The organism is Micromonospora sp. RV43 (assembly GCF_001029515.1).
Lineage (GTDB): Bacteria > Actinomycetota > Actinomycetes > Mycobacteriales > Micromonosporaceae > Micromonospora > Micromonospora aurantiaca.
Map to the genome: position 1 here is coordinate 1 of NZ_LEKG01000227.1, position 9,703 is coordinate 9,703.

Genomic DNA, 9,703 nt, shown 5'->3' on the forward strand with positions numbered 1-9,703 from the left:
AGCTGGGGGAGGGCGTGTGAGCGCGGCGGAGATCATCGCCAGGCTGGCGGCGGCGGCACAGAAGCTGGACGAGGCCAAGGCGCGCACCGCCGCTGCCGCGCAGGACGCGGCCGAGGCGCGGGCGCTGGTGGCGGGCGCGCTGGAGGGGGCCACGGCGGGCCCGCTGATCGGGGTCATCGACTCCTATCGGCAGGCGCTGGCGCAGGCCGCGCAGGGCGGGGAACCGGCCCGGCAGCACGTGCAGGAGACCATCGCGAAGGTGCAGGCGCTGGGCAACTGAGCCCGGTCCGGCATGCCGGTTTGTGCTGAGGGCGCGACAAGGGTTACCGCCGCGTAACTTTTCATTGACGTGTGTGAAATCGGACACGCATCATCGTGACCACGATCGATCGGATCCCACCCGTCCCCCCGGGTCCGCCCGGGTGCCTCCCCCCGGAGGTGCAGCCCATGCTGCTCCGAACGATCCTGGCCGCCACCACCGCCGCCACCGTCCTGCTCGTCCCGGCCGCCGCCCAGGCCGCCACCGCCGAACCCGCCACCCCGTCGAACACGGCCGCCGTCGCCACCGCCGCGCAACGGGCCGCCGCCGCGGCCGCCGACCCGGTGATCGTGGTCGGTGGCCTGAGTGGAATCTCCATCGCGTACGAGCCGATCGCCGTCCGGCTGCGCGCCGACGGCTACCGGGTCTCGATCTTCCAGTTGCCGAACCTCGGTCTCGGCGACATCCGCGAGTCCGCCCGGGCGTTGTCGTCCTACGTGGACCGGGTCCGCGCCACCACCGGCGCGGCCCGCGTCGACCTGGTCGGCCACTCCGAGGGCGGGCTGGTCAGCCGCTGGTACGTCAAGTACCTCGGCGGCGCCGCCACCGTCGACCAGTACGTCAGCCTGGGCAGCCCGCAGTACGGCACCTACGTCGCGAATCTGGTCGCCGTCCTCGGGCTGGGCAGCTGCGCCGGTGTGATCGCCTGCCAGCAGATGACCATCGGGTCGAGCTTCCTCGCCGACCTCAACGCCGGGGACGACACGCCCGGCCCGGTCCGCTGGGCCACCGTGCGCACCTGGCAGGACGAGCTGGTCCGGCCGGTCGACAACGCCGTGCTCGCCGACGGCGCGACGAACATCCTGGTGCAGGCCTGGTGCCCGCTGCGGGTCGTCGGCCACCTCGGGCTGGTGCTGGACGGCACCACGTACACGGCGGTGCGCCAGGTGCTCGCCGGCGCCCCGGTCCAGCCGAACTGCTTCGCGGTCTGAGCCACGTGCCCGGACCCGCCGTCGCGCGGGTCCGGGCACGTCCGGCCGGGCCCCGGTGCAGCGCCGGCCGGGTCCGGGCGGTCAGTCCGCGTCCCGTCCCCTGATCACGTCGGCGGCCCGCCAGGCCAGCGCGGTCACCGGGGCGCTGGTCCAGCCGGCCACCATCACCGGCAGCACCGACGCGTCGACCACCCGCAGCCCGTCCACGCCGCGTACCCGCAACTGCTGGTCGACCACGTGCTCGTCGCCGGTGCCCATCGCGCAGGTGCCGATCGCGTGGTAGCCGCAGTAGCCGCGTGCCACAGCCGCCTCGACGATCTCCGCGTCGGTGGTGGTCGCCGTTCCGGGCACCGTCTCGGCCTGGATGCGCTTCGCGATCGGGCCGGTGCCGAAGAACTCCCGCATCCGGCGGAACAGGTCCACCGCCACCCGCCGGTCGTGCTCCGTGGTGAGGTAGTTCGCCACGATGGCCGGCGGCGTACGCGGGTCCGCGTCGGTGATCGTCAGGCTGCCCTCGCTGTCCGGCCGGGTGACGGTGCCCAGGCACATCAGGCCCGGCTCCCGCTCCAGCTCCAGCGCCTTGCCGGGGCGCGGCGGGGCGGCCGAGAACGGCGCCATCAGCAGGTGCGCGTCCGGGCGATCCAGCTCCGGCCGGGACTTGAGGTGGGCCGCCACGTCCAGCACCGGCAGGGCGAGCGGTCCGCCCCGGGTGAGCAGCCAGCGCAGCGTCGCCCGGGCCTGCCCGAGCGGGCTGCCGATGGTCATGTTGTGGCCGCCGGGTTCGGCGAGGCGGTACTGGAGCACGATCGACCGGTGCTCGCGCAGCCCGGTGCCGACCCGGGGCCGGTCGAGCAGCACCGGCACCCCTGCCGCGCGCAGCGTGTCCGCCGGGCCGATGCCGGAGACCTGCAACAGGTGCGGGGTGGCCAGGGCGCCCGCGGCGAGGATCACCTCACCCGCCGCCCGGTACGTGGTCTCCCCGCCGCCGCGCGCCACCCGTACACCTGTGGCGCGGCCACCCTCGACGAGCACCCGCAGGACGACGGCGCCGACCTCGACGGTCAGGTTGGGCCGGCGCCGCACCGGGTGCAGGAACGCGTCCGCGGCACTGACCCGGCGTCCGGCGCGGATCGTGGCGGTGGGGTAGCCGATCCGCTCGTCGTCGTGGGCGTCCAGGTCGTCGGCGCGGCGCCAGCCCAGCTCGGCGCCGGTCGCCACCATCTCCTCGGCGAGCGGGTCGGTGCCGGTGGCGACGGACAGCCGCACCGGACCGCCGGTGCCCCGGTGCGGCGCGGGCCCGAGCGGGTGGTCCTCCAACTGCGGGAACACCCGCCGCATCGCCGACCAGCCCCAGCCCAGCGGTTCGAGGGCGTCCCAGTCCCGGGCCGCGCCGCGGCTCCAGATCATGCCGTTCACCGACGTGGAGCCGCCGATCATCCGTCCGCGCTGCCAGATCTCCTGGCGGCCCGGCCCGGTGGTGGCCGGGTAGTGCCAGGCGGTGCGCCGGTCGTCCATCAGCCGGGAGAACGCCTTCGGCACCCGCACGTACGGGCTGCGGTCCCAGCCGCCCGCCTCCAGCAGCAGCACCCGCGTCCCCGGATCCTCGGTGAGGCGGTTCGCCAGTACGCACCCCGCCGCGCCGGCCCCCACGATGACGTAGTCGAACTCCTCCACAGCGGACCCCCACTCGCGAGAATCCCTCTGACAGTAGTTGCTCGATCACAGTCCGCGAAAGGGGCGGGTCGACGGAGGTGCGGCGGCCGGCTCAGGTTGCCTTGGCCAGCGCCTCGAACTCGTCGTCGGTCAGCTCCACCCCGGCCGCCGCCACGTTCTCCTCCAGGTGCGCCACCGACGACGTACCGGGGATCGGCAGCATCACCGGCGACCGGCGCAGCAGCCAGGCCAGCGCGAGCTGCGCCGGGGTGGCGCCGTGCGAGGTCGAGATCGCGTCGAGCGGGCCGCCGGGCCGGGCCAGGTTGCCGGTGGCGATCGGGAACCACGGGATGAACGCCAGGTCGTGGCGCTCGCAGTGCTCCAGCACGTCCTCCGCGCTGCGGTCGGCCAGGTTGTAGAGGTTCTGCACGGACACGATCGGCGCGATCGCCCGGGCCGCCTCGATCTCCTCGACGCTGACCTGGGACAGCCCGATGTGCCGGATCTTGCCCTCCTGGCGCAGCAGCGCCAGCTCGCCGAGCTGGTCGGCCAGTGGCACCTTCGCGTCGATGCGGTGCAGCTGGTAGAGCGGGATGCAGTCCAGGCCCAGGTGGCGCAGGCTCAGCTCGCACTGCTGGCGCAGGTACTCCGGGCGGCCCACCGGCCGCCAGTCGTCCGGGCCGGAGCGGGTCAGCCCGGCCTTCGTCGCGATGACCAGGTCGTCGGCGTACGGGTGCAGCGCCTCGCGGATCAGCAGCTCGCTGACGAACGGCCCGTACGAGTCGGCGGTGTCGATGAACGTGACGCCCAGCTCGTACGCGCGGCGCAGCACCCGGACCGCCTCGGCCGGGTCCTTCGGGTCGCCCCACACGCCGGGGCCGGTGAGCTGCATCGCCCCGTAGCCGAGGCGGTCGACCGGCAGGTCGCCACCGATCCGGTAGCTGCCCGACGCCTTGGCGGGCTGGGTGCTGGTGGCCATTCGCGGTCCTCCTGTGCTCGTACGTACCTCGTGGGGCGGTGCTGCGCCCCGACCCCTGGACATTCCCCGAATCGTGGCGGCGAAGCACCGGCAGTTGCGGCGAGCGGCCCCGGCGCACCGGGCCGCCGTGGGAGGCTGGGCGGGACGGTGGTCAGGAGGTGCGCATGGCCGCGACGCCACGGCTCGACTTCGCGCTGGACACGTACGAGTGCATCGTGCTCTACCCGGGGCCCTCGGGACGGGCCCTGCCGGACGAGACAGTGCAGCGGTTGCAGGCCGAGCACCTCCAGCACATGCGGGCGCTGCAACGGCGCGGCATCGTGCTCGTGGACGGGTCGGTCGACGGCCCGGCCCGGGAACCCGACCCGCCGATCGGTTTCGGCCTGGCCCGGACCGGCTCGGTGGACGACGTCCGCAGCGTCATGGAGGCCGACCCGGCGGTGCAGGCCGGGCTCTACCGGGTCGAGGTGCTCACCTTCCTCTGCCCGGCCGGCTCACTGGAGTTCCCGCTGGTCAAGACGGAGAGCTGAGGCTCCGCGCGAGCCCCTCCGACGGCACCGCCCACTGCCGCGTACCCAGTGCCCGCCCACGGCCGGACGGCCGGGCGCGGCGGCCCCACAGTGCCCCCGGCCGGCCCGTGACGGGGAGCGGTACGATTTCTCACCGCGCGGTCGCCGATGCCCGCCACACGACGTTCCGGTGCGGTACGCCTACCGCCCGCCCACGCGGTTGACGCGCGTCGTTGGACAAATGTTCCGCAGTCCGCAAGGGGTCGGCCGGGAGGCCGATCCGGAGGAGAGACTAGCCTGATGGGCGTGACACGCCGCGCGAAGATCGTCTGCACTCTCGGCCCCGCAACCGCCTCCCCGGAGCGTATCCGCGGGCTCGTAGAAGCCGGCATGAACGTGGCGAGGCTCAACTTCAGCCACGGCAGTCACGCCGACCACGAATCGGTCTACCGGTTGGTCCGGGAGGCCGCCGAGGCGTCCGGGCGCCCGGTCGCGGTGCTCGCCGACCTCCAGGGGCCCAAGATCCGGCTGGGCCGGTTCGCCGACGGCCCGCACGAGTGGCGCACCGGCGACTCCGTCGTGATCACCGGCGACGAGGTGGTGGGCACCAAGGAACGGGTCTCCTGCACCTACCGCAAGCTGCCGCAGGAGGTGAAGCCGGGCGACCGGCTGCTGATCGACGACGGCCGGGTCGCGGTCGAGGTCAGCGACGTCACCGGCAACGACATCCGGTGCCTGGTCACCGAGGGCGGCCCGGTCTCCAACAACAAGGGCGTCTCGCTGCCGAACGTCGCGGTGAGCGTCCCGGCCCTGTCCGACAAGGACGCCGAGGACCTGCGCTTCGCCCTCGGCCTCGGCGTCGACCTGGTCGCGCTCTCCTTCGTCCGCTCGCCGGAGGACATCAAGCTCGTCCACTCGATCATGGACGAGGAGGGCGTGCGCCGCCCGGTCCTGGCCAAGGTCGAGAAGCCGGAGGCGGTCGACCACCTGGAGGCGATCGTGCTCTCCTTCGACGGGGTCATGGTCGCCCGCGGCGACCTCGGCGTCGAACTGCCGCTGGACCAGGTGCCGCTGGTGCAGAAGCGTGCCGTGCAGCTGTGCCGGGAGAACGCCAAGCCGGTCATCGTGGCCACCCAGATGCTCGACTCGATGATCGAGAACTCCCGCCCGACCCGCGCCGAGGCCTCCGACGTGGCCAACGCGGTGCTCGACGGCGCGGACGCGGTGATGCTCTCCGGCGAGACGAGCGTCGGCAAGTACCCGGTGCTCACCGTCAGCACCATGGCGAAGATCATCACCACCACCGAGGCCGGCTCGATCGCCGTCCCCCGGTTGCAGCACGACCCGCGTACGCACGGCGGCGCGCTCACAGTCGCCGCCTCGTCGATCGCCCGGGCCATCGGCGCCAAGGCCATGGTCGCGTTCTCGCAGACCGGTGACACCGTCAAGCGGCTGGCCCGGCTGCACTGCGACCTGCCGCTGCTGGCGTTCACGCCGGTGCCGGAGGTGCGCAACCAGCTCGCGCTCTCCTGGGGCGTGGAGACGTTCCTGATGCCGTTCGTCGAGCACACCGACGACATGTTCCGCCAGGTCGACCAGGCGCTGCTCGGCCTCAACCGGGCCAACCCGGGTGACTACGTGGTGATCGTGGCGGGCAGCCCGCCCGGCACCCCCGGCTCCACCAACACGCTGCGCGTGCACCAGCTCGGTTCGCTGGTCGACGCCGCTTCGGCGCGAGCCCTCCAGTGAGTGATGGCGCAGTGGCGACCGGGCAGGCGGCGGTCGACCAGCTGCTGGAGGTGCTCGACCTCGCCCGTACCGGGGAGATGACCTTCCGGGGGATGAGCCCGCAGGTGGGCCCGCAGCGGGTCTACGGCGGGCAGGTCGCCGGCCAGGCCCTGGTCGCAGCAGGCCGCACAGTCGACGCGGAGCGGGCCGTGCACTCCCTGCACGGCTACTTCGTGCGCCCCGGCGACCCGGCCGAGCCGATCGAGTACCAGGTGGAGAACGTCCGTGACGGCCGCTCCTTCTCGGTGCGTCGCTCGGTGGCGTTGCAGCACGACAAGCCGATCTTCTTCATGTCGGCGTCGTTCCAGCGGCAGGAGGAAGGGCTGGACCACCACGCCCCGCTCCCGCCGGACGTACCCGGCCCGGACGACGTGCCGACCATGACCGACCGGCTCTCCCGCTACCCGGAGCGCCTCGGCATCTGGGGGATGATCCCGCGCCCGATCGACGTGCGCTACGTCGGCGAGCCCGGCTGGGTCCGCCCCGGCGACCGCCCGGCCGAACCGCACCAGCGGGTGTGGATGCGCCTGGACGGCAAGCTGCCGGACGATCCGCTGCTGCACGCGTGCGCCCTCACGTACGCCTCCGACCTGACCCTGCTGGACTCGGTGCTGTCGGTGCACGGCGAGGTGTGGGGCCCGGGCGGTGTGGTCGGCGCGAGCCTCGACCACGCGCTGTGGTTCCACAGGTCGTTCCGCGCCGACGAGTGGTTCCTGTACGACTGCTGGAGCCCGTCCGCATCGGGCGCCCGCGGCCTGGCCACGGGCCGGATGTTCACCACCGACGGCCGGCACATCGCCAGCGCCGTGCAGGAGGGGCTGCTGCGGCGCGTCGGCGGCTGAGAGCCCGATCGGTGATCGTCCGGGTGCGGGTCGGGGGGCCGGCCCGCACCGCAGCGGACTAACCTGGCCGTATGCGTCTCTCCGCCCGGGTCGACTATGCCCTCCGCGCGGCCGCTGAGCTGGCCTCGGTCGCGGTCGGGGGGACCACTGGGCGGAGCCGGCCGGTGACCGCCGAGCAGATCGCCCGCGCGCAGGACATCCCGCCGAAGTTCCTGGAGAGCATCCTGCTGCAACTGCGCCGGGGCGGCATCGTGCACGCCCAGCGTGGCCCCGAGGGCGGCTACTGGCTGGCCCGGCCGGCCGGGGAGATCTCCCTGGCCGAGGTGATCCGCGTCATCGACGGTCCGCTCGCGCACGTACGCGGGCAGCGCCCGGAACAGCTCGGCTACCAGGGTGCGGCCCGCGCGTTGCAGGACGTCTGGATCGCGTTGCGGGCCAGCGAGCGGGAGATCCTCGAGCTGGTCACCATCGCCGACGTGGCCGCCGGCGCGCTGCCCGGCCGGGTCAACGAGCTGGCCGCCGACCCGCGCGCCTGGAGCTGACGCCGGCTTCCGCACACCCCGGCACACCGTCCGGCGTCTCCTACCAACCGGATGGGGGACTTGACCCGGGGCGCCTCCGTGCCGCATTGTCGACCAAGTTGATAGGAGATACCGAAAAGTCAGGGGGCGCTCGTGCGCAAGCTGCTGGTCCTCGCCCTCGTCGGGCTCGCCGCGCAACTCGTCGACGGCGCGCTCGGCATGGCGTACGGGCTGACCTCCTCGACGCTTCTCCTGTTCGCCGGTGTGGCACCGGCCGCCGCGTCCGCCTCGGTGCACCTGGCCGAGATCGGCACCACGCTCGCCGCGGGCGTCTCGCACTGGCGATTCGGTAACGTCGACTGGCGGGTGGTCGGCCGCATCGCGCTGCCCGGCGCGATCGGCGCGTTCGCCGGGGCGACGTTCCTCAGCTCCATCTCCACCGAGGCCGCGGCGCCGTGGATGGCCGCCATCCTGTTCACGCTCGGCGCGTACCTGCTGGTGCGGTTCTCCCGGCCGCTGCGCGCCAACCGCGCGGCCGGCCGGCTGCGCAGCCGCTTCCTCGCCCCGCTCGGCCTGGTCGCCGGCTTCGTCGACGCCACCGGCGGCGGTGGCTGGGGGCCGGTCGCCACCCCGGCGCTGCTCGTCTCCGGCCGGATGGAACCCCGCAAGGTCATCGGCTCGGTGGACACCTCCGAGTTCGTGGTGGCCGGCGCGGCCAGCATCGGCTTCCTCATCGGCCTGGGCTCCGAGGGTTTCCTGCTGCCCACTGTGGCCGCTCTCCTGGTCGGCGGCCTGATCGCCGCGCCGATCGCGGCCTGGCTGGTCCGCATCGTCCCCGCCCAGCTGCTCGGCGCCGTGATCGGCGGTGTGATCGTGCTGACGAACGCCCGCACGCTGCTGAGCGCCGGCGGCGTGGGCGGCTCGGTGCCGGTGGTGGTGTACGTGCTGCTCGGCGTCGCGTGGCTGGTCGCCGTCGGGCTGGCGGTGCGCGCCCTGCGCCGTACCCGCCGGGCACGCGCCACAGTCGAGGCGGCCCTCGCCGACGGCCCTGCTCCGGCAGGAGAGCCTGCCGCGTCGGCGGAGCCGGCGGAGTTCGCCAAGCCGGGTGAGTCCGCCGCGCAGGCAGAGCCCGCGGCGTCGGGGGAGCCCGCGGCGTCGGGGGAGTCCGCCGAGGCCGCGGAGTCGCGGAAGCTCGCCGCCGCCGTCGAAGGCTGAGCCTCTGGGCCTTCCCGGGGCGCGCCCGCACCCGCGAGGGGTGTTCCTCGGCGTGTCGCCCTCCGGAGACACAAGCCCTCCAACCGATATGCCTCTCGGTCATATTTATGACCGAGAGGCATATCGGTTGTCGGCTGTCCCTTCTCGCCGCCCGCCGCGACTCTGCCGTGCCGCCGACCTGCCGTGCCGCCGACCTGCCGTGCCGCCGACCTGCCGTGCCGCCGTGCCAGCCGCCGCCGCGTCGGGACGGGGTGAAGGGCGCGTGCGACGTGCTCGGTGAGTCCGGCGCTTGTGGGCGTGTCCAGCGGTGACCTAGGCTGACGGAGCGCGGAGCCGAATCATGGACGTCGATGTGTTGACGTCGCTCGTCGCGTCAGGGCACGAATTCGCCGGTCCGGGCAGGCCGGCGCTCGCCCCGTGCCTGACCTCCGCGAAAGGCATTCCCCGTGCACCTCACCACCCCACGCCGCCGGATCGCGCTGCTCGCCGCGGCTTCGGCGGTCACCCTGTCGGCCGGCGCGCTCACCACGATGACCGCCGCGGCGGCTGCCGCCGCCTGCCGGGTCGACTACCGGATCACCAACCAGTGGAGCGGCGGCTTCGGCGCCGACGTGACAGTGACGAACCTCGGCGATCCGGTCAACGGCTGGACCCTCGGCTGGAGTTTCGCCGCCGGCCAGCAGGTCGTCCAGGCGTGGAACGCGACTGTCAGCCAGTCCGGCGCCCAGGTCAGCGCCTGCGACGCCGGCTACAACGCGGCCATCGGCACCGGCGGCACCGCGAACTTCGGCTTCAACGGCTCGTGGAACAACGCGTCGAACCCGGTCCCGGCCGCGTTCACGCTCAACGGCACCGCCTGCACCGGCGCGCCGTCCACCAGCGCGCCACCGTCGACGCCACCACCGAGCACGCCCGCGCCCACCACGCCTCCGCCGTCCACACCCC

The 9,703-nt window shown here is 73.7% G+C and carries 10 protein-coding genes; 8 read left to right on the forward strand and 2 right to left on the reverse strand.

Features of this window, described 5'->3' with window-relative positions:
- Both ABD52_RS33875 and ABD52_RS33880 read left to right on the forward strand, forming a co-directional pair.
- On the forward strand, positions 1 to 280 hold a 280-nt coding region (locus ABD52_RS33875; protein ID WP_235437641.1), incomplete at its 5' end, for a DUF6244 family protein.
- A gap of 167 nt (positions 281 to 447) precedes the next feature.
- On the forward strand, positions 448 to 1,251 hold the full coding sequence (locus tag ABD52_RS33880) for an alpha/beta fold hydrolase (protein ID WP_047894422.1): 804 nt from the start codon (positions 448 to 450) through the stop codon (positions 1,249 to 1,251).
- 81 nt (positions 1,252 to 1,332) lie between these two features.
- Here ABD52_RS33880 and ABD52_RS33885 read toward each other — a convergent pair whose 3' ends face one another.
- Both ABD52_RS33885 and ABD52_RS33890 read right to left on the reverse strand, forming a co-directional pair.
- Positions 1,333 to 2,925, reverse strand: a complete 1,593-nt coding sequence (locus ABD52_RS33885) for a GMC family oxidoreductase (RefSeq protein ID WP_047894423.1) — start codon at positions 2,923 to 2,925, stop codon at positions 1,333 to 1,335.
- A 91-nt stretch (positions 2,926 to 3,016) separates the two neighbouring features.
- Positions 3,017 to 3,883, reverse strand: coding sequence for an aldo/keto reductase (locus tag ABD52_RS33890; protein WP_013475834.1), 867 nt, complete (start codon positions 3,881 to 3,883; stop codon positions 3,017 to 3,019).
- Between the two features lie 164 nt (positions 3,884 to 4,047).
- On the opposite strand from ABD52_RS33890, the gene ABD52_RS33895 reads away from it, so the two are divergent.
- The 6 genes from ABD52_RS33895 to ABD52_RS33920 all read left to right on the forward strand — a co-directional run.
- Complete coding sequence (locus tag ABD52_RS33895) at positions 4,048 to 4,413, forward strand: YciI family protein (RefSeq protein WP_013287532.1); 366 nt, start codon at positions 4,048 to 4,050, stop codon at positions 4,411 to 4,413.
- A gap of 279 nt (positions 4,414 to 4,692) precedes the next feature.
- A complete protein-coding gene (pyk, locus tag ABD52_RS33900; RefSeq protein ID WP_013287531.1) occupies positions 4,693 to 6,141 on the forward strand; it encodes a pyruvate kinase in 1,449 nt (482 codons plus the stop codon).
- A complete protein-coding gene (locus ABD52_RS33905; protein ID WP_030271997.1) occupies positions 6,138 to 7,022 on the forward strand; it encodes an acyl-CoA thioesterase II in 885 nt (294 codons plus the stop codon). The genes pyk and ABD52_RS33905 overlap by 4 nt, the downstream gene beginning before the upstream one ends.
- 71 nt (positions 7,023 to 7,093) lie before the next feature.
- Positions 7,094 to 7,564 (forward strand): Rrf2 family transcriptional regulator, encoded by a 471-nt coding sequence (locus tag ABD52_RS33910; RefSeq protein ID WP_013287529.1) that lies wholly within the window; start codon positions 7,094 to 7,096, stop codon positions 7,562 to 7,564.
- A 132-nt stretch (positions 7,565 to 7,696) separates the two neighbouring features.
- Positions 7,697 to 8,758: a sulfite exporter TauE/SafE family protein gene (locus ABD52_RS33915; RefSeq protein ID WP_047894424.1), complete on the forward strand. Its 1,062-nt coding sequence runs from the start codon at positions 7,697 to 7,699 to the stop codon at positions 8,756 to 8,758.
- Positions 8,759 to 9,204: 446 nt separating this feature from the next.
- The coding region (locus ABD52_RS33920) for a cellulose-binding domain-containing protein (protein ID WP_047894425.1) at positions 9,205 to 9,703 on the forward strand (499 nt) is incomplete at its 3' end.

Coding starts and splice junctions, on each gene's coding strand:
- ABD52_RS33890 (WP_013475834.1), bottom strand. CDS start 3,883: ATGGCCACCAGCACCCAGCCCGCCAAGGCGTCGGGCAGCTACCGGATC.
- ABD52_RS33895 (WP_013287532.1), top strand. CDS start 4,048: ATGGCCGCGACGCCACGGCTCGACTTCGCGCTGGACACGTACGAGTGC.
- pyk (WP_013287531.1), top strand. CDS start 4,693: ATGGGCGTGACACGCCGCGCGAAGATCGTCTGCACTCTCGGCCCCGCA.
- ABD52_RS33910 (WP_013287529.1), top strand. CDS start 7,094: ATGCGTCTCTCCGCCCGGGTCGACTATGCCCTCCGCGCGGCCGCTGAG.
- ABD52_RS33880 (WP_047894422.1), top strand. CDS start 448: ATGCTGCTCCGAACGATCCTGGCCGCCACCACCGCCGCCACCGTCCTG.